28 protein-coding genes are annotated in these 24,004 nt (G+C 68.8%); 14 read left to right on the top strand and 14 right to left on the bottom strand.

Annotated elements, in window-relative coordinates; all coding sequences use genetic code 11:
- Positions 1-20: 20 nt before the first annotated feature.
- Entirely contained in the window at positions 21-644 is a 624-nt protein-coding gene (locus tag DL990_RS40545) for a heme-copper oxidase subunit III (RefSeq protein ID WP_125787912.1), read from the bottom strand.
- Between the two features lie 95 nt (positions 645-739).
- On the opposite strand from DL990_RS40545, the gene DL990_RS40540 reads away from it, so the two are divergent.
- From DL990_RS40540 to trpD, 3 genes are all read left to right on the top strand, one after another.
- Entirely contained in the window at positions 740-1,156 is a 417-nt protein-coding gene (locus DL990_RS40540; RefSeq protein ID WP_125787913.1) for a hypothetical protein, read from the top strand.
- A 61-nt stretch (positions 1,157-1,217) separates the two neighbouring features.
- A complete protein-coding gene (locus DL990_RS40535) occupies positions 1,218-1,628 on the top strand; it encodes a hypothetical protein (RefSeq protein WP_125801840.1) in 411 nt (136 codons plus the stop codon).
- Positions 1,629-1,804: 176 nt separating this feature from the next.
- A complete protein-coding gene (gene trpD / locus DL990_RS40530) occupies positions 1,805-2,833 on the top strand; it encodes an anthranilate phosphoribosyltransferase (protein ID WP_199746800.1) in 1,029 nt (342 codons plus the stop codon).
- Positions 2,834-2,962: 129 nt separating this feature from the next.
- On the opposite strand, the gene DL990_RS40525 is transcribed toward trpD, so the two are convergent.
- Entirely contained in the window at positions 2,963-3,928 is a 966-nt protein-coding gene (locus tag DL990_RS40525) for a helix-turn-helix domain-containing protein (protein ID WP_125801827.1), read from the bottom strand.
- 52 nt (positions 3,929-3,980) lie between these two features.
- Here DL990_RS40525 and DL990_RS40520 point away from each other — a divergent pair, with 52 nt between their 5' ends.
- Positions 3,981-4,379, top strand: coding sequence for a cupin domain-containing protein (locus tag DL990_RS40520; protein ID WP_125787915.1), 399 nt, complete (start codon positions 3,981-3,983; stop codon positions 4,377-4,379).
- Between the two features lie 105 nt (positions 4,380-4,484).
- Here DL990_RS40520 and DL990_RS40515 read toward each other — a convergent pair whose 3' ends face one another.
- The gene (locus DL990_RS40515) at positions 4,485-5,447 is read right to left on the bottom strand and encodes a GlxA family transcriptional regulator (protein ID WP_125787916.1); all 963 of its coding nucleotides are present in this window, start codon (positions 5,445-5,447) and stop codon (positions 4,485-4,487) included.
- Positions 5,448-5,529: 82 nt separating this feature from the next.
- Between DL990_RS40515 and DL990_RS40510 the strand changes: the two genes are divergently transcribed.
- Positions 5,530-6,423: a DMT family transporter gene (locus DL990_RS40510; protein ID WP_125801826.1), complete on the top strand. Its 894-nt coding sequence runs from the start codon at positions 5,530-5,532 to the stop codon at positions 6,421-6,423.
- A gap of 65 nt (positions 6,424-6,488) precedes the next feature.
- Here the strand turns inward: DL990_RS40510 and DL990_RS40505 are convergent, their stop codons facing one another.
- Both DL990_RS40505 and DL990_RS40500 read right to left on the bottom strand, forming a co-directional pair.
- Complete coding sequence (locus DL990_RS40505) at positions 6,489-6,908, bottom strand: cytochrome c oxidase subunit 4 (RefSeq protein ID WP_125787918.1); 420 nt, start codon at positions 6,906-6,908, stop codon at positions 6,489-6,491.
- Between the two features lie 40 nt (positions 6,909-6,948).
- Positions 6,949-7,887, bottom strand: a complete 939-nt coding sequence (locus DL990_RS40500) for a cytochrome c oxidase subunit II (protein ID WP_199746799.1) — start codon at positions 7,885-7,887, stop codon at positions 6,949-6,951.
- Positions 7,888-8,080: 193 nt separating this feature from the next.
- On the opposite strand from DL990_RS40500, the gene asnB reads away from it, so the two are divergent.
- Together asnB and DL990_RS40490 are read left to right on the top strand one after the other, a co-directional pair.
- Positions 8,081-10,015, top strand: a complete 1,935-nt coding sequence (asnB, locus tag DL990_RS40495) for an asparagine synthase (glutamine-hydrolyzing) (RefSeq protein ID WP_125801825.1) — start codon at positions 8,081-8,083, stop codon at positions 10,013-10,015.
- 56 nt (positions 10,016-10,071) lie between these two features.
- Positions 10,072-10,725, top strand: a complete 654-nt coding sequence (locus tag DL990_RS40490; RefSeq protein WP_125801824.1) for an alpha/beta fold hydrolase — start codon at positions 10,072-10,074, stop codon at positions 10,723-10,725.
- A gap of 504 nt (positions 10,726-11,229) precedes the next feature.
- Here the strand turns inward: DL990_RS40490 and DL990_RS40485 are convergent.
- Positions 11,230-12,219: a carbohydrate kinase family protein gene (locus tag DL990_RS40485; protein ID WP_125787921.1), complete on the bottom strand. Its 990-nt coding sequence runs from the start codon at positions 12,217-12,219 to the stop codon at positions 11,230-11,232.
- A 141-nt stretch (positions 12,220-12,360) separates the two neighbouring features.
- Here DL990_RS40485 and DL990_RS40480 point away from each other — a divergent pair, with 141 nt between their 5' ends.
- Positions 12,361-12,549 (top strand): hypothetical protein, encoded by a 189-nt coding sequence (locus DL990_RS40480; RefSeq protein WP_125787922.1) that lies wholly within the window; start codon positions 12,361-12,363, stop codon positions 12,547-12,549.
- A gap of 86 nt (positions 12,550-12,635) precedes the next feature.
- Here DL990_RS40480 and DL990_RS40475 read toward each other — a convergent pair whose 3' ends face one another.
- Positions 12,636-13,013, bottom strand: a complete 378-nt coding sequence (locus DL990_RS40475; protein WP_125787923.1) for an iron-sulfur cluster assembly accessory protein — start codon at positions 13,011-13,013, stop codon at positions 12,636-12,638.
- Positions 13,014-13,156: 143 nt separating this feature from the next.
- Here DL990_RS40475 and DL990_RS40470 point away from each other — a divergent pair, with 143 nt between their 5' ends.
- The gene (locus DL990_RS40470; RefSeq protein WP_125787924.1) at positions 13,157-13,813 is read left to right on the top strand and encodes a DUF3043 domain-containing protein; all 657 of its coding nucleotides are present in this window, start codon (positions 13,157-13,159) and stop codon (positions 13,811-13,813) included.
- Between the two features lie 55 nt (positions 13,814-13,868).
- Positions 13,869-14,858, top strand: a complete 990-nt coding sequence (locus DL990_RS40465) for an aldo/keto reductase family protein (RefSeq protein ID WP_125787925.1) — start codon at positions 13,869-13,871, stop codon at positions 14,856-14,858.
- 62 nt (positions 14,859-14,920) lie between these two features.
- Here the strand turns inward: DL990_RS40465 and DL990_RS40460 are convergent, their stop codons facing one another.
- The 3 genes from DL990_RS40460 to DL990_RS40450 are packed head-to-tail and all read right to left on the bottom strand — an operon-like array spanning position 14,921 to position 16,738.
- Entirely contained in the window at positions 14,921-15,148 is a 228-nt protein-coding gene (locus DL990_RS40460) for a hypothetical protein (protein WP_039795309.1), read from the bottom strand.
- Positions 15,141-15,992, bottom strand: a complete 852-nt coding sequence (locus DL990_RS40455) for a phosphoribosylaminoimidazolesuccinocarboxamide synthase (protein WP_125787926.1) — start codon at positions 15,990-15,992, stop codon at positions 15,141-15,143. The genes DL990_RS40460 and DL990_RS40455 overlap by 8 nt, the downstream gene beginning before the upstream one ends.
- Positions 15,989-16,738, bottom strand: a complete 750-nt coding sequence (locus tag DL990_RS40450; RefSeq protein WP_125787927.1) for a GntR family transcriptional regulator — start codon at positions 16,736-16,738, stop codon at positions 15,989-15,991. Before DL990_RS40450 ends, DL990_RS40455 begins: the two co-directional genes overlap by 4 nt.
- Positions 16,739-16,908: 170 nt before the next feature.
- On the opposite strand from DL990_RS40450, the gene DL990_RS40445 reads away from it, so the two are divergent.
- A complete protein-coding gene (locus tag DL990_RS40445; RefSeq protein ID WP_125787928.1) occupies positions 16,909-17,313 on the top strand; it encodes a hypothetical protein in 405 nt (134 codons plus the stop codon).
- Here the strand turns inward: DL990_RS40445 and DL990_RS40440 are convergent.
- A complete protein-coding gene (locus DL990_RS40440) occupies positions 17,310-17,978 on the bottom strand; it encodes a 2-C-methyl-D-erythritol 4-phosphate cytidylyltransferase (RefSeq protein WP_125801839.1) in 669 nt (222 codons plus the stop codon). The two genes, DL990_RS40445 and DL990_RS40440, sit on opposite strands and share 4 nt — an antisense overlap.
- Positions 17,979-18,071: 93 nt before the next feature.
- Between DL990_RS40440 and cobT the strand changes: the two genes are divergently transcribed.
- On the top strand, positions 18,072-19,148 hold the full coding sequence (gene cobT, locus DL990_RS40435; RefSeq protein ID WP_125787929.1) for a nicotinate-nucleotide--dimethylbenzimidazole phosphoribosyltransferase: 1,077 nt from the start codon (positions 18,072-18,074) through the stop codon (positions 19,146-19,148).
- Between the two features lie 162 nt (positions 19,149-19,310).
- On the opposite strand, the gene DL990_RS40430 is transcribed toward cobT, so the two are convergent.
- Positions 19,311-20,414 carry a branched-chain amino acid aminotransferase gene (locus DL990_RS40430; RefSeq protein ID WP_125787930.1) on the bottom strand — a complete coding sequence of 368 codons (1,104 nt, stop codon included), beginning with the start codon at positions 20,412-20,414 and terminating at the stop codon, positions 19,311-19,313.
- Positions 20,415-20,531: 117 nt separating this feature from the next.
- On the opposite strand from DL990_RS40430, the gene DL990_RS40425 reads away from it, so the two are divergent.
- On the top strand, positions 20,532-20,843 hold the full coding sequence (locus tag DL990_RS40425) for a hypothetical protein (protein ID WP_125787931.1): 312 nt from the start codon (positions 20,532-20,534) through the stop codon (positions 20,841-20,843).
- Here the strand turns inward: DL990_RS40425 and DL990_RS40420 are convergent.
- Positions 20,840-21,466 carry a DUF402 domain-containing protein gene (locus tag DL990_RS40420; RefSeq protein ID WP_125787932.1) on the bottom strand — a complete coding sequence of 209 codons (627 nt, stop codon included), beginning with the start codon at positions 21,464-21,466 and terminating at the stop codon, positions 20,840-20,842. The genes DL990_RS40425 and DL990_RS40420 overlap by 4 nt on opposite strands.
- Positions 21,459-22,313: a hypothetical protein gene (locus DL990_RS40415; protein ID WP_125801823.1), complete on the bottom strand. Its 855-nt coding sequence runs from the start codon at positions 22,311-22,313 to the stop codon at positions 21,459-21,461. Before DL990_RS40415 ends, DL990_RS40420 begins: the two co-directional genes overlap by 8 nt.
- Positions 22,314-22,445: 132 nt before the next feature.
- Here DL990_RS40415 and DL990_RS40410 point away from each other — a divergent pair, with 132 nt between their 5' ends.
- Positions 22,446-23,948: a leucyl aminopeptidase gene (locus DL990_RS40410; RefSeq protein WP_125787934.1), complete on the top strand. Its 1,503-nt coding sequence runs from the start codon at positions 22,446-22,448 to the stop codon at positions 23,946-23,948.
- Positions 23,949-24,004: the final 56 nt, after the last annotated feature.

Below are 24,004 nucleotides of genomic sequence, written 5' to 3'. Positions count from 1 at the left end.
GGTCGTGGTGGCGGCTTCGTTCACGGAAGGATGTAGATCACCGCGAACAGGCCCACCCACACGATGTCGACGAAGTGCCAGTAGTACGACACGACGATCGCCGAGGTGGCCTGAGCCGGGGTGAACTTGCTCAGCTTGGTGCGGATGAGCAAGTACACGAACGCGATGAGCCCGCCGATGACGTGCAGGCCGTGGAACCCGGTCGCGAGGTAGAAGACCGTGCCGTACGCGCCGGACGGGATCGTCAGCCCCTCGTGGATCAGGTTGATGTATTCGTAACCCTGGCCGCCGACGAAGATCGCGCCCATGATCAACGTGATGATGTACCAGCGGCGGAGGCCGAACACATCACCCTTTTCGGCGGCGAACACACCGAACTGGCAGGTGAACGACGACGCCACGAGGATCACGGTGAACGGGATCGCCAGCGCGATGTTCAGGTGGAAGGGCTCACCGTGCAGCGGCGGCGGCCATTGGCCGGACGCGTTCTGCGCCTTCACGGTGAAGAACATGGCGAACAGTCCGGCGAAGAACATCAGTTCGCTGGACAGCCACACGATGGTGCCGACACTGACCATGTTCGGCCGGTTCAGCGAGTGGACCCGCTGGCTGATGGTGGGAGCTGCCGTTGTCACGCGTCGCATTATGTCCTCTCACGCACGGGGCCCGCCGGGTGGGTCCACGGCAAGTCGCGTGCGTGTCGGGTCACATCTGAACGAAAGTGGGAACAGGGCTACTCATGGGTTTACTAGATCGGCTTCGTGACCTGGTCAAGAAGCCGAAACTCCCAGGTCTGACCGTCGACACGCCCGGTGTGGAGATCGTCGCGGAGGCTTTCGATCCGGCCGAGGCGGATTCTTCGGTGCTGGCGAGATCACCCGCTTGGGTCGCCGATGCGCCCGCGATCCTGCGCCACCACTTGAAACTGCCGCCCGAAAAGGTGGCGGAGGCGACATCGATCCTCGCCCAGGACGGCTGGGAGCTGCGGGAACACGGGTCCGACGGCGGTTTCACCCTGACGCACGCGGTGCGCGTCCAGACCCTCGACGCGCTGCACTGCGCGCAAGAACGGTCACGGATGGCGGGCCTCGCGCAGCGGCTCGGCGGCGATTCGCTGGGCTGGGACGCACTCCAGCCGTCGGGGGCGGCCACGTGATGTCGGTCATGGCGGATAACATCGCGGGGTCGACATGACTAGACGAGGCGGAGGCGCGCTCATGGGCGAGCAGGCGATGCGGATCCTGGTGTTCAGCCACAAGGCGGAGGTGCGCGAGGCGATCATCAACGCCGTCGGCCGCAAGCCCGCCGCCGACCTCGGCCGGGTGGACTACACCGAGGCCTCCGGCATTTCCGAGGTCCTCGTCGAGATGGACGCGGGCAACGTGGACCTGGCCATCCTCGACGGCGAGGCGCAGCCGACGGGCGGCATCGGGCTGACCCGCCAGCTGAAGAACGAGATCGAGGATTGCCCCCCGATCGTGGTTTCGGTCCGGCGCAAGGACGACCGCTGGCTCGCGACCTGGTCGCAGGCCGACGCGGTGCTGGTCCACCCGCTCGACCCGCTGACCGCCGCCGAAACCGTCGCCGACGTGCTGCGCGCCCGCCGGGTGCCGGCCGTGCACGGCTGAGCCGATGAGCGCGGCCGCCAAGTGGTTGCCATCGGAAGTCCTTCGCGGGTATTCGGCGGATCCAGGTTTCCGCCGGGCGTGCGGCCGCGAGGTCCTCGTACCGGTGCTGTACTCGGATCTCGCGGCCCGTGCGTCCAGCGGGAAGCTGGGCCGTCGAGACCCCCGGAGGACTTCCGATGGTGACCACTAAGACCTGGCCGTCCCTGCTCAACCAGCTCATCGCGCGCGCGGATCTGTCCGAGGAGGACACCGCGTGGGCGATGGACCAGATCATGAGCGGGGCGGCGACGCCCTCCCAGATCGCCGGGTTCGCCGTCGCGCTGCGCGCGAAGGGTGAAACACCGGCGGAGATCTCCGGCATGGCCGACGCCATGCTGGCGCACGCCAAACGGGTGACGATCGACAGGCCGTCGGTGGACATCGTCGGCACCGGCGGCGACCGGTCCAATTCGGTCAACATCTCCACCATGGCCACGGTGGTGACGGCCGCGGCAGGCGCCCCGGTGGCCAAGCACGGCAACCGGAGCGCCTCGTCGAAGTCCGGCGCGGCCGACGTGCTGGAGGAACTGGGCGTCACCATCGACCTGCCGCCCGAGACCGTCCAGCGCAGCGTGAACGAACTGGGCATCGGCTTCTGCTTCGCGCCGAAGTTCCACCCCGCCCTGCGCCACGCCGGCCCGACGCGCGGCGAACTCGGCGTGCCGACGACGTTCAACCTGCTGGGCCCGCTCACCAACCCCGCGCAACCGCGCAGTTCGCTGATCGGCTGCGCGTACGCGGACAAGACCCGCGTGCTCGCCGAGGTGTTCGCGCGGCGCGGGATGACCGTGCTGCTCGTGCGCGGCGACGACGGGCTGGACGAGATCACGACCACGACCACGAGTTCGGTGTGGGTGGTGTCCGGCGGCGAGATCACCGAGCGGAGCTTCGACCCTGCGTCGCTGGGCATCGCCCGCGCGACCGCGGAGGACCTGCGCGGCGGCGACGCGGCGCACAACGCCGAGGTGTTCCGGCAGGTGATGGCCGGGAAGACCGGGCCGGTGCGGGACGCGGTACTGCTCAACTCGGCGGCCGCGCTGGCGGCCTTCGCCGGGTTCTCCGGATCGCTGGAAGACGATCTGGCCGCCGGGCTCGCGCGGGCGGCCTCGGCCGTCGATTCGGGCGCGGCGGCCGACCTGCTGAACCGGTGGATCGCCTTCGCCTGACAGGCCTCTCGCTCGACGGGAGACCGCGGTCAGCGAAGATCCTTGCGTTGACCACTCACGACGTGCAATGAAAGGCTCCTTCATTGCAAATTTTGCAATGAAGGAGCCTTTCATTGCACAGGCGACCGACTACGAAGCGGTACTGAACCGCGCCCGGTAAGCCGTAGGCGTCAGTCCCGTAGCCCGCCGAAGCTGCGTACGCAGGTTCGCAGCGGTACCGAACCCCGACGCCCGCGCCACCCGGTCCAGCCGCTGCTCCCCGCGCTCGATGAGCCGGCACGCCAGTGCGATCCGTTCGGTGGTGAGCCACGCCAGCGGCGTGGTCCCCAGTTCGGCACGGAACCGCCGGTGCAGCGTCGCCTGGCTGGCGGCCGCCCGCGCGGCGAGGTCGGCGACGGTGAGCGGGTGGTCCAGCCGTTCGCGCGCCCAGGCGAGCACCGGCGCCAGCGAGGTGTCCGGCACCGGCGGCAGCGGACGTTCGATGAATTGCCGCTGGCCACCGTCGCGATGCCCGGCGAACACCAGCCGCCTGCTCACCGCGTTGGCGATCTCGGCGCCGTGGTCGCGGCTGATCAGATGCAGGCCCAGATCGAGCGCGGCCGCGCTGCCCGCGGCGGTCAGGACGTCGCCGTCGTCGACGAAGAGGACGTCCGGCTCCAGCAGCACTTCGGGATACAGCTCGCGGAAGAGTCCCGCCCACTTCCAGTGGGTCGTCGCACGCCGTCCGTCCAGCACGCCCGCCCGCGCGAGGGTGAAGGCGCCGGTGCAGAAGCTCACCAGCCGGGCTCCCCGCGCGGCCGCGTCGCGGATGGCCGTCAGCACCGGGTCCCGGACCGGGCTCTCCGGATCGGGCCGGTTGGGCACGATCACCGTGTCGGCGGCCTCCACGGCTTCGAGCCCGGCGATGCCGGTCAGCGTGAACATCCCCTGGTGCATGCGCACGGACGGCTCGGCGGCGCACAGCGTGAGGCCGTACCAGGGGCGATCCAGTTCCGGCCGCCGCAGGCCGAAGAGCTCGGTCGCGACCCCCATTTCGAAGGGGTTGGACCCCTCGTCCACCAGGACGGCGACCTTGTGCGAGAAATCATGCGACATATGCGATTCCTAGCACTCACCGCTCCGGCGGTCCAGCGGCCAGGATCGGATCATGAGCAAGCAACCGATCGATTTGAAGACCGCGCTGGCCGGATTCGACGAGATCTGGAGCCCGCGGATCGTCGCGCACGTCAACGACTACGACGTCCGCCTCGCCAAGGTCGCCGGCGAGCACGTCTGGCACGTCCACGAGAACACCGACGAGTTCTTTCTCGTCCTCGACGGCACTTTGGACATCTCGCTGCGCGAAAACACGGGTGAACGGGTCGTCACGCTCCCCCGCGGCTCCGTGTTCGTCGTCCCGCGCGGCACTTTCCACAAACCGTCCTCAGTGGACGGTGCGTCGCTGTTGCTGTTCGAACCGACCGGAACACTCACCGTCGGCGACCAGCACGACGAGGTCCCCGACCACGTCCATGTCACCGTAGGGCAGGAGATCTCCTTCTCTTGAGGGGTAAGGCAAAGGCGGCGTGGTCGGTGCCGTGGGTCGTGAGTGGCGATTCGGGTTCTAACCCGAATCGCCACTCACGACCACCTCGCGCCTGACCTCCTCCTTCTAGCCCGCGGAAAACGTCCGGCGGTAAGCACTCGGGCTGGTCCCGCGCAGCTTGCCGAACTGATGCCGCAGTGCCGCCGCGGAGGCGTATCCACAGGCGACCGCGATGTCCTCAATGGACAGACGACCCTCCTCGAGAAGCGACTGCGCCCGATCGAGGCGGCGTTCGGTGAGCCACCGGTGCGGCGTCGTACCCGTGGCCGCCGAGAACCGGCGCAGGAACGTGCGCTCCCCCAATCCGCTGCGCCGGGCGAGTTCCGCGACGGTGAACGGCCGGTCCAGCCGCCGCTCGATCCATTCGAGCGCTTCGGCGAGCACGGTGTCGTCCGGCGCGGCGGTCTCGGGCACCGGCGCCTGCACGAACTGCGCCTGCCCGCCGACCCGGTGCGGCGCGGCGACCATCCGCCTGGCCAGCGTGGTGGCCGCGGCGACACCGCGCAGTTCCCGCACCAGATGCAGGCACAGATCGACGGCGGCGACGGTTCCCGCGCTGGTGAGGACGCCACCGTCGTCGACGTACAACGCCTTCGGGTCGACCTTCGCGGTCGGGAAGCGCGACCGGAACTCCTGCTCGTAGACCCAATGGACGGTGCAGTTACGCCCGTCGAGAAGCCCCGCGTAGCCGAGCGAGAAGACGCCCGCGCAGAAGCCCGCCACCCAGGCACCTCGGCTCGCCGCGTCGCGGAGGACCTCGAGCACCGGCTCCGGCGGGCTCGCGCTGCGCGGGGCGCAGGTCGGCACGATCAGCAGATCGGCCGACGCCGCGAAGTCCAGGCTCTCCAAGCCATCGAGCCCGAAGCCGGACCAGCTCAGGACGTTCTCGCCGCCGGGCGAGCAGACCGCGAAATCCCAGCCCTCGATGCCGTCGGCGCTGCGATCGGTGCCGAAGACCTCGCACGCGACGCCGAGTTCGAACGGTGAGACCTGGTCGGCGAGCACCACCGCGACCTTCTTCACATCCATCCGCGCAGTGTGTCACAAGTTTTGCGGTCGATGTCATCTCTGACACTGGTTGAACGCGGACGCGAGGGCGAAAGTGGTCGGCATGAACAAGAACAACCCCCTGCTGCAGTGGACGGCCGCGATGGCGCTGTCCGGCACGATCGGCGCCGTCGTCCTCGAAAGCGGCGCCGACGCGCCCGCCGTCGCGTTCGCCAGGAGCCTGGTCGGCGGCCTCCTGCTCCTGGTGTGGAGCGCCGCCCGGGGCTGGCTCCGCCCGTGGACACTCAGCCGCCGCGACCTGCTGCTCGCCGTCCTCGGCGGGCTGTTCCTGGTCGGGAACTGGGTGCTGCTGTTCGCCTCGTACGCGCTGTCGTCGATCTCGGTCAGCACCGTCGTGTACCACACGCAGCCGCTGATGCTGGTCGGTCTCGCCGCCGCGTTCCTCGGCGAGAAGATGGCGAAGAGTCAGCTGGTCCGGGCGCTGATCGCGTTCGGCGGGGTGGCGCTCATCTCCCTGTCGGCGCACGGTGCCGACGGCGAACCGGTACGACTGGCGGGGATCGCGCTCGCCCTCGGCGCGGCCGCCCTCTACGCCGGCGCCTCGTTCATCGCGAAGCAGCTCAAGCACCTGCGCCCGCACGTACTGGCGGCCGTCCAGCTGGTGACCGGGACGATCGTGCTCGCCCCCGCGCTGCTCGTCACGCCACTGCCAACGGACACCTCGGGGCTGCTGTGGCTGGTCCTGCTCGGAACCGTGCACACCGCGCTGATGTACGTCCTGATGTACGCGAGCATCGGCAAGCTGCCGACCACGACGGTGGCGCTGCTGTCCTACGTCTATCCGGTGGTCGCGGTGGTGGTGGACGTCCTCGCCTACGGGCACCGGCCGACGTGGCCGGAGATCGCGGGGATGCTGGCCGTCCTGGCGGCGGCGCTGGCGCCGAAGCGAGCGGCCAAGCCCGAAGCGAAGGAACCGCCGCTCCCCGCCCGCGTTTAGTCCTCTGAACGCGAAAACGGCGCCCAGCTCCACCAGGGAGCGGGCGCCGTTTCGGCGTCAGAAGGTCACTCGTGGTTCGGACCGGTGTGGTACTCGAACACCAGCCCGCCGATGGCGACGATCACCAGGCCCAGCGCGATGATGAGCAGCCAGATGTGGAAGAACGCGAGCGCGACACCGGTCAGCGCGGCGGCCGCCGCGAGACCGATCGGCCAGTAGCTGCCGGGGCTGAAGAAGCCCAGCTCGCCGGCGCCGTCGCTGATCTCGGCGTCTTCCCGGTCCTCCGGGCGCGGCTCGATGCGCCGCGCCACGAACTGCAGGTAGCTCCCGGCCAGGAAGGCCAGGCCACCGGTCAGGATCAGGGCCACCACACCGACCGGCTCGACGCCGTCCCGGGTCATCGTTCCGGTCATGTACGCGTAGATACCCGCCACGACGACGGAGAAGACCGCGACGAGGAAGAAAATCCGTCCTTCGACCTTCATGGACGTTGCCTCACTCCTGTTTCGGGCTCGAACAGCCGGGTCAGTTGGACGCGACCCGCGCGGTGCGGTCGGTGTTGAACGGGGTGGTGGTGACGGCGTAGGGCGAGCACAGGTCGCCGCAGTTCATCGCCGTCAGCGCCTCGGAAGCCGTGTTCGGCTTGCCGCTCTTCGGGTTCACCGTGCCGCGGAGCTGGATGTACTGCGCGTACTTGTCCGGCGACAGCGCCCTGACCTCGAAGTTCATCCCCGAGTGGTAGGTGCCGCACAGTTCCGCGCAGCGGCCGACGAACGAACCTTCCTTGTCGATCGAGTTCTGGAAGGTGAAGTCCTGGTTGTTCTTCTCCGGATCCGGCATGACGTCCCGCTTGAAGTGGAACTCCGGCACCCAGAAGGAGTGGATGACGTCGGCCGACCGCAGGTTGTACTGGATCGTCTTGTTCGTCGGCAGGACGAGCAGCGGGATCTCGGTCGAGCTGCCGACCGTGGTGATCTCGGGGTCGTCGTGGTTCTTGGAGTCGCTCTTGTACTTGAACTCCCAGTTCCACTGGAACGCGACGATGTCGACCGTGACGTCCGGGTTGTCCGTCTCGGCGAGCACGCGGTTCTCGGTGGTCGCGGTGAAGAAGAACAGCACGCAGACCATGATCGTCGGGACGACGACAGTGAAGAGCTCCAGCGGGATGTTGTACTGGAACTGACGGGGCAGTTCCTCTTCCGCGCCGTCGGCGGTCTTCTTCTTGCGGTGGAAGATCGCGGTCCAGAAGATCAGCGCCCAGACGATGACACCGACGACCAGCGCGGCGACGACCGTCCACGTCCACAGGGTGCGCATGTCGTGCGCCTGCGGGGTCACCCCGACAGGCCAGCCGAAGCGGAGGATCTCGTCCCCGGAACAGCCCGTCGCGGTCAGCATCACCAGCGCGGCCAGCGCTGCGACGCGACCAGCCCGCTTAACCGGGATGCGCTCTGGATTTCCCACTGCGCCTTGCCCTTTCACCCAGAGCCTCCTCGACCGATCTTCTTGTTCACGCGGAGCCTAGCCGAGTTACGGGGCCGCGCTGACCAAGGGGTGACCCCAACACGCGTATCCCCCACCACATCCGGGGGTACACGCCCACCGGCATACTGGGCCCTTCTCCCCGCTCGGCCAACAAGAGGTGTGTGAACTAGACGTGTGCGGCCTGCTTGGACTGATCTGTTCGACCGAAGCCGACGCTGCGAGCGCCCGTGACGCCGTCGACGCGGCCATGCGCTGCCAGCGGCACCGCGGCCCCGACGAGCACGACACCTGGGCCGACGCCGAGGTGGTCTACGGCTTCAACCGGCTGGCCTTCATCGACGTCGACCACGCCCACCAGCCGCTGATCTGGGGCCCGCCGGAGGCTCCCGAGCGCTACACGCTGAACTTCAACGGCGAGATCTACAACTACAAGGAGCTGCGCGACGAGCTGGCCGCCGAGCACGGTGCGAAGTTCGCCACAGAGGGCGACGGCGAGGCGATCGTCGCGGCGTACCACTACCTCGGCGACGACGCGGTGAAGAAGCTGCGCGGCATGTTCGCCTTCATGATCTGGGACTCCCAGGAGAAGGTCGTCTTCGGCGCGCGCGACCCGTTCGGCATCAAGCCGCTGTTCTACTCCGCCGGCCCCGGCAAGGTCGCCTTCTCAAGCGAGAAGAAGAGCCTGCTGGAGCTTTCGAGCGTGCTCGGCGTCGAGGAGAAGCTGGACAAGACGGCCCTGCAGCACTACCTGGTGCTGCAGTACGTGCCGGAGCCCGAGACTCTGCACACCGGGATCCGCCGCGTCGAGTCCGGCACGTCGTTCCGGCTGGTGCCGGGCGGCGACATCGAATTCACCCGCTACTTCCACCCGCAGTTCACCGCGAAGCCGGTCAACGGCCAGGCCGAAGCGGACGCGCTGTACGAGCGGATCGCCGACGTGATGCGCGACTCGGTCGGCAAGCACATGATCTCCGACCCGGACGTCACGGTCGGCGCGTTCCTCTCCGGCGGTATCGACTCGACCGCGACCGCGACGCTGGCGAAGGAGCACAACCCGAACCTCATCGCGTTCACCAGCGGCTTCGACCGCCAGGGCTACTCCGAGGTCGACGTCGCCGCCGAGACGGCCGCCGCGATCGGGGTGAAGCACGTGGTCCGGGTGGTGTCGGCCGAAGAGATGATGGAGGCGATGCCGCTGATCGTCTGGTATCTGGACGATCCGGTGGCCGACCCGGCGCTCGTACCGCTGTGGTTCATCGCCCGCGAAGCGCGTAAGCACGTCAAGGCCGTGCTGTCCGGCGAAGGCGCCGACGAGCTTTTCGGTGGCTACACCGTCTACAACGAGCCGATCTCGCTGGCGCCGTTCGAGAAGATCCCCGGCGGGGTGCGCAAGATCCTCGGAAAGGTCTCCACGAAGATCCCCGAGGGCACCCGCGGGAAAGATCTGCTGCGGCGGGGCGCGCTGCCGCTGGAGGACCGCTACTACGGCAACGCCCGCAACTTCCGCGACGAGCAGCTCCGGAAGGTGCTGCGCACCTACCAGGAAGGCGTCGGTTTCAAGGACGTCACCGCTCCCTGGTACCGGGTTTCCGAAGGCTGGGACCCGGTCGCTCGGATGCAGCACGTCGACCTGTTCACCTGGCTGCGCGGCGACATCCTGGTCAAGGCCGACAAGGTGACCATGGCGAACTCGCTGGAACTGCGCGTGCCGTTCCTCGACCCCGAGGTGTTCAAGGTCGCGGCGACCATCCCCGTCGACCAGAAGCTCACGCACGGGACCAGCAAGTACGCACTGCGCCAGGCGCTGGCGAAGATCATTCCCGGGCACGTGCTCAACCGGCGCAAGCTCGGCTTCCCGGTGCCGATCCGGCTGTGGCTGCGCGACGAGATGTACGACTGGGCCAAGGGCATCATCTCCGACTCCCGGACCGACGCGCTGATCGACAAGAAGGCCGCGCTGGCGCTGCTCGACGAGCACAAAGAGGGCCAGCACGACCGCAGCCGCCAGCTCTGGGCGCTGCTGATGTTCATGCTGTGGCACGGCATCTTCGTGGAGAACCGCATCAAGCCCGAGGTGCCGGAACCCGTCTACCCGGTGAAGCTCTAGTCACGACTTCGCGTGCCGGCCTTCACCGTTCGCGACGTGGAGGCCAGCATGGCGGGATGGACTTCGTCCTCGTTCATGGCACGTCGCAGAGCCCCGCGGGCTGGAACCGGGTGGCCAAGGTGCTCACCGCCGCCGGGCACCGCGCGATCGCCGTGGACCTGCTGACCCCGGCGGATCTGCCGATCGAGGGCTACGCGCAGCACGCGCGGGAGCAGTACGGCGGCGGACGGCCGGTCGTCGTGGCCCATTCCGGATCCGGCGTGCTGCTTCCCGCGATCGCCGAAGCGCTCGACGCGCGGGCGATGGTGTGGGTCGCCGCCTACATCCCCGATTTCGCGGGCGGGAAGAGCCTGCGAGACGAGGCCAGGACCGCACTCGAACCGGACTGGATCGGCGTCGACCCGACGGCCGACCCCGCGAAGGCGGCCGAGTTCCTCTTCCACGACTGCGATCCCGAGACCGAACGGCTGGCGCTGGAAAGCCTGCGACTGTTCAGCCCCGCCGTTCTCGCGACGCATCCCGCCGGGCCCGCGCCGGAGATCCCGTCGACGGTGATCGTCCCCACCCGGGACCGCACCCTGAAACCGGAGTGGATGCGCCGGGCCGCCCGGGACCGGCTCGGCGTGACCGCGATCGAGATCGACGCCGGGCACTGCCCCCACGTTTCGCGGCCCGCGGAAATCGCCGCCATCCTGACCCGACGCGTGTAGACCTCGGCCGCCTGCCAGGGCGAACACGCGTGACGGAAGACCGAACTCACGTGATCGGGGACGGAACTCGCCGCACCACGTGAGATCCGGCCTGAAACACACGAAATCCGGCTCCAGACACACGTGCCGCCGGATCCCGGCACGCTCACGAGCCTGGGAAGACACCCCAAGTGTATGAAGGGGCCCTTCGCTGCATCCGCTTGAGGGGTTATTGACGGGCAGGGCAAAGGTGACAGGTTGCGAAAGCCACTTTGGCAACGTTCAACGTTGCGAAAGTGGCTTTCGCAACGTTGGGGCAGGGGTGTGGTAGCGAAGAGGGGGTCTTCGCTACCACAGGTGCCGTCGCTGAAACCCATGGTCGAGATGCGTCGTGAAAGCCACTTTCGCGACGCCTGAGGTCCCGAAAGTGGCTTTCGCGATAGGCCAGCAGGTCCGTGAAGGCCTCCTTGAGGGACTCTGGGTCCCTCAAGGAGGCCTTCACGGACCTTCAAGCCAGGCTCAAGCTCACTCCGGCAGGATCGCCGCGATCTCCTCGGCGGACTCCGGGCCGAAGGCGTCCTTGAGGCGGCCCAGGACGTCAGCGCGGTCGAACGACCATTCCTGCGTGCCCACGGTTTCCAGCACCAGCACGGCGATCAGCGAGCCCAGCTGCGCCGAACGCTCCAGGCTGAGGCCGCCGTCGATACCGGCGATGAACCCGGCGCGGAAGCCGTCGCCGACGCCGGTCGGGTCGACCTTGCCGCGTTCCGGGACGGCGCCGATCTGCAGCGCGAGGCCGTCCTTGCCGATGATCTCGACGCCCTTCTCCCCGAGCGTCGTGATCCGCATGCCGACTCGGTCGAGGACGTCGGCCTCGGACCAGCCGGTCTTCTGGAGCAGCAGTTCCCATTCGTAGTCGTTGCTGAACAGGTACTTCGCGCCCTCGACGAAGGAACGCACCTGCGCGCCGTCCATCCGCGCCAGCTGTTGCGAGGGGTCGACGGCGAAGGTGTAGCCGCGCTGGCGGCATTCCTCGGCGTGCCGGACCATGCCTTCTGGGTCGTCCGGGCTGATCAGCACGAGCGACAGTTCACCGGCGTGCGCGGCGACGGGCGCCAGTTCGATGTTGCGGGATTCGGACATCGCACCGGCGTAGAAGGTGGCGATCTGGCAGAGGTCCTCGTCGGTGGTGCAGACGAAGCGGGCGGTGTGCGCGACCTCGGAGACCAGCACGCCGGCGGTGTCGACGCCGTGCCGTTCGAGCCACGAGCGGTAGTCGGCGAAGTCGGAGCCCACCGCGCCGACCAGGATGGGGCGCTTGCCGAGCACGCCGAGACCGAAGGCGATGTTCGCGCCGATCCCACCCCGCCGGACGACGAGATCATCGGCCAGGAAGCTCAGGGACACCCGGTGCAGCTGCTCGGCGATGAGCTGCTCGGCGAACCTGCCCGGGAAGTGCATGAGGTGATCGGTTGCGATACTGCCGGATACTGCGATCCTGGCGCTGTCTGCCACCGGTTCTCCTTGATCGGTCGGCCTCGCCGAGGCGAGGACGGCTAAGTTACCCGCAGGTCATGCCCCATACGGGTTGCTTCGAGCACGGCCATCAACACTACCGGTTGGTAGTGGTGTCCTACTCCACCATGAGTCATTAACTTGTCGTTCGTGACCACTTCCGCGTATCAGCTCGAGCCCGAATCGATCGGCGAACTCATCGCCGACTGTGCCGGTATCCCGTCGTCCCTCCAGGCCGAGAACCTGCCGCTGCCCCGGCAGATCGCCCCGCCGTGGACCGTGGACGAGCGGTGCCTCGCCCAGGTCGCCGATCTGGACGCCTACGTCTGATCCCGCTGCGGCATGAAGAGCCGCGGGCATGAAGAAGGGCCGCGACCTGGGTGAGGTTCGCGGCCCTTCTTCATGCCCGACGTGCGTCAGTGGAAGCTGTCGCCGCAGGCGCAGCTGCCGGTCGCGTTGGGGTTGTCGATCGTGAAGCCCTGCTTCTCGATCGAGTCGACGAAGTCGATCACGGCGCTCGTCACGTACGGCGCGCTCATCCGGTCGACGGCGACGCGGAGCCCGTCGAAGTCACGGAACAGGTCGCCGTCGAGCGTGCGCTCGTCGAAGAACAGCTGGTAACGGAGGCCGGCGCACCCACCGGGCTGGACGGCGATGCGCAGGTGCATGTCGTCGCGGCCCTCCTGCTCGAGCAGGGCCTTCGCCTTGACAGCGGCGGAGTCGGTCAACGTGACGCCGTGGGTCTCCTCGGCGGTTTCGGCCTGAGCTGCGGCTGCCTGCTCAGCGGTCGTCATGGTTCTCCCTCTGGTCGAACTCGCTGCGGGTACTCGTCTTGCACATGGTCCAACACGTCGGAGTCCCGATCTGTTCCCCTCCATGGTGACATATCGCTCGGCCTGGTGCGTGGCACCGTGACGCCCGCGACTACCCTGGTGGGGTGAGGTTCCTGCGCCGTAGCACCACAGACTCCGCCACGACGGACACCGAGACGCCCGGTAACGAGGCCGTCGAGGTCCAGGCCAAGGCGTACACGCCCGGAAAGGGCAAGGCCACACCCAAGCGGCGTGAGGCCGAGGCCAAGCGCCGCGGCCCGGTGGCGCCCCCGCCGACCACCATGCGGGAGGCGATGAAGCGGAACAAGGAACTCCGCAAGTCCGCGAAGGCCGACCCGGAGTACAAGGCGAAGCAGCGCAACGCCGCCAAGGAACGCCGCGAGCGGATGATGGCGGGCGAGGACAAGTACCTGCTCCCGCGCGACCGCGGCCCGGTCAAGGCGTACATCCGCGACCTGGTCGACTCGCGGCGCAACCTGCTCGGCCTGTTCATGCCGCTGGCGATCCTGGTGTTCGTCGCGCTGATCCTGCCGTACCCCGAGGTGCAGCGGTACGCGACGCTGCTGTGCACCGTGATGCTGCTCGGCATGATCGTCGAGGGTTTCCTGAGCGGGCGCCGGATCGCGAAGATGGTCCGCCTGAAGTTCCCGGACGAGACGGTCAAGGGCACCTCCGTCGGCTGGTACTCGTTCATCCGGGCCAGCCAGATCCGCAAGCTGCGGGTCCCCAAGCCGCGCGTGAAGCCCGGCGACAAGGTCTGATCAGGCGAAACCCAGGTCGTTAGCCTGCCTAACGGCCTGGGGTAGAGTCGCGCCCATGGAGTTTCGACGACTGGGCCGCAGCGGCCTCAATGTCAGTGAGATCTCGTACGGCAACTGGCTCACCCACGGGTCCCAGGTGGAGGAGGACCAGGCCCAGTCCTGCATCAAGGCGGCGCTCGACGTCGGCATCACGACCTTCGACACGGCCGACGCGTATGCGAACACGGCCGCCGAATCGGTGCTCGGCCGCGGACTGAAGGGCCTGCGCCGCGAAAGCCTGGAGATCTTCACCAAGGTCTACTGGCCGACCGGCCCGAAGGGTCCCAACGACCAGGGCCTCGGCCGCAAGCACATCATCGAGTCGGCGAACGCTTCGCTGAAGCGCCTCGACACCGACTACGTCGACCTCTACCAGGCGCACCGGTTCGACCGGACCGTCCCGCTCGAAGAGACCTTCCTCGCCTTCGCCGACCTGGTCCGCCAGGGCAAGGTGCTCTACGTCGGCGTCTCCGAGTGGACCGCCGAGCAGATCACCCAGGGCGCGGCGATCGCCCGCGAGCTGAAGGTGCCCCTCATCTCGAACCAGCCGCAGTACAACGCGCTGTGGCGGGTCATCGAGGCCCAGGTCATCCCGGCTTCCGAGCGTGAGGGCCTCAGCCAGATCGTCTGGTCGCCGATCGCGCAGGGCGTGCTCACCGGCAAGTACAAGCCCGGTCAGCCGCTGCCCGAGGGCTCCCGCGCGACCGACGACAAGGGCGGCGCCAACATGGTCGCCCGTTTCCTCAACGACGACGTCCTCGAGCGCGTCCAGCGGCTTCAGCCGATCGCGGACAAGGCGGGCCTGACGATGGCACAGCTGTCCGTGGCGTGGGTGCTGCAGAACCCGAACGTCGCCTCGGCCATCATCGGGGCCTCGCGGCCGGAGCAGGTGCACGAGAACGTCAAGGCGGCCGGCGTGAAGCTGGACGCGGATCTGCTCGCCGCGATCGACGAGGCCCTCGACGGCGTCACCGAGACCGACCCGACGCTGACCCGCTCCCCCTGATCCCCCCGCAATTAGTCACCTACTTGCGCACGCTTTTCCGCGCAAGTAGGTGACTAATTGCGTCAGTCGCCGTGCACCCGGGACTGGTACGCGATCTGACCGTCGAGGTCGAGGGCGTCGCCGGGGGCGCGCAAGGGATCGATTCCCAAGCCCCGCAACAACCTGCTCGCGCCGGCGACCCGGTCACCGGTCCGGCCGTCGAGCCGCTCCGGCCGGTGGCCGCGCTGGATCAGCAGGCCCTCGACGTCGTCGATCAGCCGGTACGGGTCGTAGACCTGCTGTTCAGGCATGACCACCACCGGGAATCCAGGTCTTCCCGGTGATCCGTTCGTAGACCTCGGTGTAGCGCTTGCGGGTCGCCTCGACGATCTCGTCCGGGATGGCGGGACCGGGCGGTGTCTTGTCCCAGCCGGTGGTCGTGGACCAGTCGCGGACGAACTGCTTGTCGAACGCGTGCTGCGTCCGTCCGGGCTCGTAGTCGTCGGCGGGCCAGAAACGCGACGAGTCCGAAGTGAGGACCTCGTCCCCGAGTGTCAGTACGCCGTCGGCGTCGAAGCCGAATTCGATCTTGGTGTCGGCGATGATGATGCCGTTCTTCGCCGCGTGCTCCGCGCCCTTGGTATAGACCTCGAGTGTCAGGTCGCGGATGCGGTCCGCGGTCTCCCTGCCGATGTCGTTCACGACGTCGGCAAAGGTCATGAACTCGTCGTGGCCGGTGTCGGAGATCTTCGTGGTGGGCGTGAAGATCGGCTCGGGCAGCTTGTCGGCCTCGACGAGACCGGCGGGCAGTTCGACCCCGGAGACCTTGCCGTCACGCTGGTATTCGCGCATTCCGAGACCGGTGAGATAGCCGCGCGCGATGCATTCGACCTGGATCATCTTCAGTGGCTTGCAGCGCGTGGCGCGCCCGGCGAATTCGGCGGGGACGTCGGTCGTGGAGAGGACGTGGTTCGGCACCACGTCGGCCAGCTTTTCGAACCACCAGGCGGAAAGCTGGTTCAGCAGGGCGCCCTTGTCCGGGATCGGGGTCGGCAGCGAGACGTCGTAGACCGAAACGCGATCCGACGCGACGAGCAGAATGTCGCCGTCGATTTCGTAAAGGTCCCGGACCTTACCCGCGTGAATGTGCTTCATGCCCCGTCCTCGATGTTGTATTCGTAAAAAATCCAGTGGTCCGGCAAGGCCGCCGATTCGCCGTACTCGAGTACGTCACCCTCGGCGGACAAGAACCTGTTGCGACTCAACAGAATCGCCGAACCTTCGGCCACGCCGAGTTCCGCCGCCTCCTCGGCACCCGCCAGCCCCGCGGCGTGCTGAGAATGAGTCGAAGCCAGAACGCGACCTGTCCGGTCCGCCACGTATTTGACCGTGCCTTCGACGATCCGCACCGGCTCGAACAGCAAAGGAGCCTTCGCCGCGACAGCGCCGTCGAACCACGAGACCGACGTCGACACCGGCCGGCCTTCGCCCGCATACGTGGTCCGTCGCCGACGGATCACCGGAGTACCTTCATCGATTCCGAGCGCGCCCGCCACCCGGTCCGGTGCGGGCAGAAGGCCTGCTTCGCGGATTTTCGCGTAGTGGCCCGATGGATAGACCTTGCCGGTTCGCGCGATCGAGATCGTCCGATCGTGCGCGGAGTGGTGCAGCGCCCTGGTCTGCACCACTGTCCCGATGCCGCGTTTCGCGCGGACCAGACCTTCGGCGCGGAGCGTCGAGAGCACCTTCATCGCCGTCGCCATCGCGACGTTCCAGTTCCTGGCGATCTCTCGCGCGGACGGGACCGTGTCGCCTTCCTTGAGCCTGCCCGAAACGATGTCGTCGCGAATGCTTCCCGCGATCTGGAGATACGGCGGTTCGGGTCGATCGACGGCGGGCAAGGTGACTCCTCACAAGGTCGCGCGGTGCGCACAAGCGTTCTAGCACACCAATGGGCGAGCACCAAGGATCCTGCTCACACCCCATTATTACGTACTAGTACACATTCTGGACGGTGCTCTAGTACACCTGTTACTCTCCGCAGAGTTCCCGAAACCCGTTAGGGGGCTCGATGAACCACCTGAGCATCGACGAACTGCTCGAAGAGCTTCGAAGACGCCGGTGGGTCGTCTACATCTTCGGTCCCCGGGAGGAACCGGAGGTCTGTGCCGCGGTGTTCCAGTGGGACACCTGCGCCGACGTCCTCATCCTCCGCGGCGAGGAACGGGCGAGCGCCTTCCGCGTCACCACCCTCGCCGACACGGACGTCTTCCGGCCTGCACTCGTCTCCTGGCAGTACCACTCGACGGCCGACTGGACCCTGCGCGCGGTGCTCACGATCCCGGCTCCCGGCGACGCCGCCGCGCCGATCCAGTTGCTGCAACCACATCCGGACTGCGTGATCCCGATGGAGGCGCGCCGGCCGGTCGCCGTCCTGCCCGCCATACCGACCAAGGCCGACCAGGGAGATCCCTAACCTCGGCCGATCACCTGCTCGGCGACAACGAGGTCGTGCGGGTAGGTGATCTTGAGGTTCTCCGCGCTGCCCGGAACCCACCGCACCGGCAGCGCGGAGAACCTTTCCATGCACGAAGACGTGTCCGTGCCGACGAAACCCTCACGCTCGGCCGTTTCGTACGCCTCGAGCAACGGGGCGGCGCGGAAACCCTGCGGTGTCTGCACGCGGATCGCGCCGGGCAGCGCGCCGGAAACGGTGTCGCCGTCCACGCGCACGATGTCGTCGGCCGCGATCCCGGGCACCGCTCCCCCGTACCGCCGGGTGTCGGCGAGGACGTCCGCGATCAGTTCCGGGGTGACGAGCGGACGAGCCGCGTCGTGCAGCAGTACCGCGTCGATCTCGCCGCTCTCGATACGGGAAGTCAAGTGGCGCAAGGCGTTCAGCTCCGAACCCTGGCGCGTCGCGCCGCCGTGGACGAGTTCGACCTCGCCCGGATGCGCGGCGAGCACCTCCCGCGCGAGTTCGGTGTCCTGCGGCCGGATGACCAGTACGAGCACGTCGATACCGGGCACGCGGGCGAAGGCGTCGAGAGACCACGCGACGACCCGTTTGCCCGCAACCGGCAGGTACACCTTGTTGAGCTTGGCGCCGACCCGGGTGCCCGCTCCGCTCGCGAGCACCACCCCGGCGGCCTTCGTTTGAGCCACAGGCAACTCTGGCACAGGCGGGTGGGTAGGTTGGGCGCGGCCACCGAAGCGATCCGAAGGGGCAGGGCGTTGGACGACGATATCCTCGAGTTCGCCGAAGTCGAGCAGCCTGATGAACACGCGCGCTCGGCGGCGATCGCCCTGCACTCGAAACTGATCAAACCGGCCGGGTCACTGGGCAGGCTCGAAGACCTGGGCGTGTGGGTCGCGGCCTGCCAGGGGCAGTCGCCGCCGCGTCCGTTCACCCGGCCACGGGTCGTGGTGTTCGCCGGAGACCACGGCATCGCCGCGAAGGGCGTCTCGGCGTACCCGGGCGAGGTCACCGCGCAGCTCGTCGGCAGCATGCTGACCGGAGGCGCGGCCATCAACGTGCTGGCGGCCTCGGCGGGCGCGAGCGTCCGCGTCGTCGACATGGCCGTCGACAGCGACGCCCCCGCCACGCGGTCGATCGGCGAGTTCAAGGTGCGGCGCGGGTCCGGCTCGATCGACGTCGAGGACGCGCTGACCGACGAGGAGGCGCGTGCCGCCGTCCGCGCGGGCCGGGCGATCGCCGACGCCGAGGTCGACGGCGGGGCCGATCTGCTCATCGCGGGCGACCTCGGGATCGGGAACAGCACCCCCGCCTCGGTACTGGTCGCGGCGCTGACCGGCAGCGAACCGGTGGCCGTCGTCGGCCGCGGCTCTGGTATCGACGACAACGCCTGGATGCGCAAGGCCGCGGCCGTCCGCGACGCGCTGCGGCGGGCGCGGACCGTGCTGGCCGACCCGGTCGCGCTGCTCCGCACCGCCGCCGGCGCCGACATCGCCGCGATGGCGGGATTCCTCGCGCAGGCTTCGCTCCGGAAGACGCCCGTGATCCTGGACGGCCTGGTGGCCTCCGCGGCCGCGCTGGTCGCCGAGGAACTCGTCCCCGGCGCCCGGCAGTGGTGGGCCGCCGGTCAGCGCGGCGGCGAACCCGCGCACGCGCTGGCGCTGGAGCACCTCGACCTGGAGCCGATCCTCGATCTGGACGTGCGCCTCGGCGAGGGGACGGGCGCGGTCGCGGCGCTGCCGCTGGTGTTCATGGCGACGCGGGTGCTCGCGGAGATGGCCACGCACGAGCAGGCCGGGGTGAGCGGGCCGCTGATCGAGGCCCCCGCCACCTGACGCTCTTCACGCCGCCGGGCCCACTCCGGGCTGCAATGAAGGACGCTTTCATAGCAAAATTTGCAATGAAAGCGTCCTTCATAGCATCGGCCGGGGCCGGGCGTGGCACAGGAAGGCATAAGTCCGTGAAGGAGGCCTTCACGGACTCGCCGGCCGGGCGGATCAGCCCAGCGGGTACATCCAGCCTTCCGGAGCGGGCCGGGTGCCCTCCTGGATCCCGGTCAGGGCGCCGCGCAGCTTCATCGTCAGCTCGCCGGGCTGCCCGCCCGCGACGGAAAACTCGCCGCTCGCGTGCTTCACGTGCCCGACCGGGGTGATGACCGCCGCGGTCCCGCAGGCGAACACCTCGGTCAGCTCGCCGGAAGCCGCCGCCTTCTCCCACTCGTCGGTGGAGACGCGCCGCTCCTCGACCTGGTGCCCGAAGGACTTCGCCAGCTCCAGCAGCGACTTGCGGGTCACGCCCGGCAGCAGCGAGCCGGTCAGTTCCGGGGTCACTACGCGGGCCTCGTCGCCGGAGCCGAAGACGAAGAACAGGTTCATCCCGCCCATCTCCTCGACCCAGCGCCGCTCGACGGCGTCGAGCCACACGACCTGGTCGCAGCCCTTCTCCACGGCCTGCGCCTGCGCGACGAAGGACGCCGCGTAGTTGCCGGCGCACTTCGCCTCACCGGTGCCGCCGGGGACGGCGCGCACGTACTCGGTCGAGAGCCACACGCTCACCGGCTTCACGCCACCGGAGAAGTACGAGCCCGCGGGCGAGCCGATCAGCGCGTAGAGGTACTCGTTCGCGGGCCGGTTGACGCCGAGCCCGGCTTCGGTGGAGATCATGAACGGCCGCAGGTACAGCGACTCGCCCGGCTTGGTCGGGACCCAGCGGGAGTCGACCGCGACGAGCTCGCGGATCGAGTCGAGGAAGACCTCCACCGGCAGCTGCGGCATGGCGAGGCGCTCGGCCGAGTTGCGGAACCGGATCGCGTTCGCGTCGGGCCGGAACGCGGCGATCGTGCCGTCCGGCTGGCGGTAGGCTTTGAGCCCCTCGAAGATGGCCTGGCCGTAGTGCAGCACGGAGGTCGCCGGGTCGAGCGTCAAGGGCGCGTACGGCCCGACTGTGGCGTCGTGCCAGCCCTGCTCGGCACTCCATTTCACGGTCACCATGTGGTCGGTGAAGTGCAGGCCGAAGCCGGGTGCGGCCAATACGTCCGCGACGCGTTCCGGGCTCGCGGGGCTCGGGTGCGGGAGGTGGGTGAACTGCGTCGAGGTCGTCATGACTAAGACGATAACGCTTGGTCGGACCCACGTTAGTCGGACGTCCGCATATCTTTACCTTCCGCGATCTGTCCGTCGGGACGAACACGCGGGGCCTCGCGCCCCTAGGATGGCGGCGTGACGCTAAACCCCATGCAGCCCACCCAGCCTGCCAAACCTGCCACCTCCGGCGCGGGGCCCGACATCAAGACGTTCGCGACCGCGGTACTGCTGACCTTCGGCACCGGCGTGCTGATGATGGACGGCTGGGCCCTGCTCGACAGCGGCTTCGGCGCGTTCCTCGGCCTGGTCGCCGGCGGTTTCGGCATCTTCTGGTGGAAAAGCATCCACGGCAAGGTGTTCCCGCGCGAGCTGTCCACCAAGTCGGTGGTCATCCTCACGGTGATCAACGTCGTGCTGGTGCTGCTCCTGCTCCTCCAGGTGAGCTAGAGCAACCCCTCGGGCAGGGCGGGCGCCGGCCAGTCCGGTTCCGGCCGGAAGTCGGTCCACGTCCCGTCGAAGGGGAAACGCCCGGCGTCCGCCAGTGCCCCGATCCGCTCGCCCTCGGCGCGCAGCCGCTCGAGCTGACCGGCGGTGATGCGGCCGGCGAGGACGGCCTCTTCCGCCTCGTCCTCGTCCTTCCACTGCCAGCGTCCGCCGGGCTGGACGGCGACGTCGAGGATGCCGTCGATCCGGTCGGGTCCGGACGGTGTGCGCCCCAGCGGGACCTCGAGGTTGACGTACCAGTTCAGGAAGCGGCCCTCGGCGTCGAAGAACCACCAGACCGACGACCATTCGTCGTCGGCGATGCGGCGCAGCGTCGAGGTGTCGCGCCAGAAGTCGGCCACCCGCACCCTCGGCACCCGGAACCGCTCCGCCAAGGGCGCCTCGCGGAAGAGCCGTCCGTCGGCGAGCCTGCTTCCGATGATCGGGGTGTCCGCGGGCAGCCAGCCGAGCAGCACGGTGCCGTCGTCGGCGAGGACGCGCAGCGGGTGGTGCTGGCCGATCGAGCCGTCCGGTCGCAGGAAGCGTTCGACGACCGTGTCGCCCGGGGTCCAGTGAGGATCACGCACGCCTTGCACGGTACCGACGGGCGCGGACCCGCAGAACCAGTTCGGCGAGCGTTCCCACTCCCGCGAGCCCGAGGGCCACGACCGGCCCAGCGAAGGCGGCCGCGACGGCCACGATCAGTCCACAAGCGAGTGTCGCCTTCGGACGTTCCGGGGAAAGCCGCTCCCGGCCGTCGGTGAAGGCGTCCACCGCGACGGGCACGGTCGCCACGGCGACCACCACGGTCAGCACCGGCAGCAGCGAGACCGCGTCGGCCGCGGCGAGGAGCTCGCGGAACGACGTCGCGGAGAGCCCCAGCCGGATCGGTCCGAGCTGGTAGAGGGCGACGGCGGTGATCGACACGGCCACGGCGCCCACCGCGGCCGCGCGGCCCGCGCCGGGACGGCGGGGCAGCAGGAACGGCAGCAACACCAGCACGGCGAGGCCGAGTCCTGGCACGGACGGCGGGTCCGGCGCGATGAACTGCGCCAGCGGCGGGATGCCGACGCAGATCGCGATCAGGGACACGGCCGCGGCCAGCGACAGGCCGGTGACCCAGCGGGCGGCGTAGTCACCGAGGCGGACACCCGCCAGGTCGGCGACGGCCACGACGACGGCGAACACCGCGGCGGCGGCTCCCGGCGCGGACGGGAAGAGGTACTGACCGAACGTCGTCGCGAGGACCAAGACCAGGCCCAGCCGCGAAACGGAGCTCGCGATCCGCTCGGGCCGGGTGTCGCCCACCGGTGGCAGCAGCGCCTCGGCCGCGACGGCGACCACGGCCGCGAACACGGCGGCGACGAGTACCCAGTAGTCCGCTCCGGAGGTGCCCACCGCCAGTGCGATGAGCAGCCCGCCCGCCAGCCGCACGCCGTCTCCCTTCCTTTACACCGAGTGACCCGGTCGGCCCCGCTGTTACCCCAGGTCCCGCTGTCATTAGCATGGCTCACGATCCAACCGGGCGACCGCCCGGTACCACCGCGAACGCGCGAGGAGCCAGAAGTGACCGTGCCGAAGCTTGCCCTGACCGAGAACGCCGAAGCGGCGCTTGCCAAGACGCGCGCCGACGTCGTCGTCATCGGAACCCTGCAGGGTGAGGACGGCCTGGCGCTCGCCGCCGGCGCCTCTGTCGCCGATGCCGCCTTCGACGGCAAGCTCGCCGAAGTCCTCGGCAGCCTCGGCGCGTCCGGCAAGGCCGACGAGGTCGTCAAGGTACCGACGCTGGGCAAGCTGCCCGCCGGTGTCGTACTGGCGGTCGGCCTCGGCAAGGCAGGCGCCGACGGCGTCACCGCCGAGCAGGTCCGCCGGGGCGCGGGTGCCGCCGCGCGGGCGCTGAACGGAACCGACCGCGCGTTCGTCACGCTGTCGGCGATCGACCTCCAGGCCGCCGTCGAGGGCACCGCGCTCGGCGCGTACTCCTTCACCGAGTACCGCTCCGAGAAGGGCGACGGCCCGCTCGCCAAGGCGGACTTCGTGAGCCCCGAAGAGGGCACCGCCAAGGACCACAAGGCGACGCTGAAGGCCGCCGGCCTGATCGCGGAGTCGGTGATCATCGCCCGCGACCTGATCAACACCCCGCCGAACGACCTGTTCCCGGCCTCCTTCGCCGACCGCGCGAAGACGCTGGCCGAGGCGAACAACCTCGACTTCGAGGTCCTCGACGAGAAGGCCCTCAAGCGCAAGGGCTTCGGCGGCATCCTCGGCGTCGGCGGCGGCTCGGCCCGCCAGCCGCGCCTGCTGCGCGTCGCCTACAAACCCGCGAAGGCGGCGAAGAAGGTCGCGCTGGTCGGCAAGGGCATCACCTTCGACTCGGGCGGCATCTCGATCAAGCCCGCCGCGAACATGGACCACATGACCTCGGACATGTCGGGCGCGGCCGCCGTGCTCGCCTCCGTGGTGCTGGCCGCGAAGCTGAAGTACCCGCTCGAGGTGGTCGCGCACATCCCGCTGGCGGAGAACCTGCCCTCGGCCACCTCGTACCGGCCGGGCGACGTGCTCAGCATGTACGGCGGCAAGACCGTCGAGGTGCTCAACACCGACGCCGAAGGCCGTCTCGTGCTGGCCGACGCGATCGTGCGCGCGGGCGAGGAGAACCCCGACTACCTGATCGAGACCTCGACCCTGACCGGCGCGCAGGTCGTCGCCCTCGGCAACCGTACCGCCGGCGTCATGGGCTCGGACGAGTTCCGCGACCGGATCGCCTCGATCGCGCAGGCGACCGGTGAAGGCGGCTGGGCGATGCCGCTGCCGGAGGAACTGCGCGCCGAGCTCGACTCGCGCCTCGCCGACCTGGCCAACGTCACCGGGCACCGCTGGGGCGGCATGCTCGCCGCGGGCATCTTCCTGCGCGAGTTCGTCACCGAGGGCCTGCCCTGGGCGCACATCGACATCGCGGGCCCGTCGTTCAACACCGCCGGGCCGTGGGGCTACACCGGCAAGGGCGGCACCGGCGTCCCGGTCCGCACCATCGCCGCGGTCCTCGCGGACATCGCCGCGAACGGCTGACCCTTTCCTGAAGTACATGAAGGACCCCTTCCTTGCGCCTAGGTACAGGAAGGGGT

It is taken from the genome of Amycolatopsis sp. WAC 01416 (assembly GCF_003947485.1).
GTDB lineage: Bacteria > Actinomycetota > Actinomycetes > Mycobacteriales > Pseudonocardiaceae > Amycolatopsis.
Note: the sequence above shows the minus strand (reverse complement) of the source record. Positions and strands in the feature narration are given on the sequence as shown.

Bases quoted from the DNA above. Each gene is read 5' to 3' on its own strand.
- DL990_RS40545 (WP_125787912.1), bottom strand. From the start codon at position 644: ATGCGACGCGTGACAACGGCAGCTCCCACCATCAGCCAGCGGGTCCAC.
- DL990_RS40540 (WP_125787913.1), top strand. From the start codon at position 740: ATGGGTTTACTAGATCGGCTTCGTGACCTGGTCAAGAAGCCGAAACTC.
- DL990_RS40535 (WP_125801840.1), top strand. From the start codon at position 1,218: ATGGGCGAGCAGGCGATGCGGATCCTGGTGTTCAGCCACAAGGCGGAG.
- trpD (WP_199746800.1), top strand. From the start codon at position 1,805: ATGGTGACCACTAAGACCTGGCCGTCCCTGCTCAACCAGCTCATCGCG.
- DL990_RS40525 (WP_125801827.1), bottom strand. From the start codon at position 3,928: ATGTCGCATGATTTCTCGCACAAGGTCGCCGTCCTGGTGGACGAGGGG.
- DL990_RS40520 (WP_125787915.1), top strand. From the start codon at position 3,981: ATGAGCAAGCAACCGATCGATTTGAAGACCGCGCTGGCCGGATTCGAC.
- DL990_RS40515 (WP_125787916.1), bottom strand. From the start codon at position 5,447: ATGGATGTGAAGAAGGTCGCGGTGGTGCTCGCCGACCAGGTCTCACCG.
- DL990_RS40510 (WP_125801826.1), top strand. From the start codon at position 5,530: ATGAACAAGAACAACCCCCTGCTGCAGTGGACGGCCGCGATGGCGCTG.
- DL990_RS40505 (WP_125787918.1), bottom strand. From the start codon at position 6,908: ATGAAGGTCGAAGGACGGATTTTCTTCCTCGTCGCGGTCTTCTCCGTC.
- DL990_RS40490 (WP_125801824.1), top strand. From the start codon at position 10,072: ATGGACTTCGTCCTCGTTCATGGCACGTCGCAGAGCCCCGCGGGCTGG.
- DL990_RS40475 (WP_125787923.1), bottom strand. From the start codon at position 13,013: ATGACGACCGCTGAGCAGGCAGCCGCAGCTCAGGCCGAAACCGCCGAG.
- DL990_RS40465 (WP_125787925.1), top strand. From the start codon at position 13,869: ATGGAGTTTCGACGACTGGGCCGCAGCGGCCTCAATGTCAGTGAGATC.
- DL990_RS40460 (WP_039795309.1), bottom strand. From the start codon at position 15,148: ATGCCTGAACAGCAGGTCTACGACCCGTACCGGCTGATCGACGACGTC.
- DL990_RS40455 (WP_125787926.1), bottom strand. From the start codon at position 15,992: ATGAAGCACATTCACGCGGGTAAGGTCCGGGACCTTTACGAAATCGAC.
- DL990_RS40445 (WP_125787928.1), top strand. From the start codon at position 16,909: ATGAACCACCTGAGCATCGACGAACTGCTCGAAGAGCTTCGAAGACGC.
- DL990_RS40430 (WP_125787930.1), bottom strand. From the start codon at position 20,414: ATGACGACCTCGACGCAGTTCACCCACCTCCCGCACCCGAGCCCCGCG.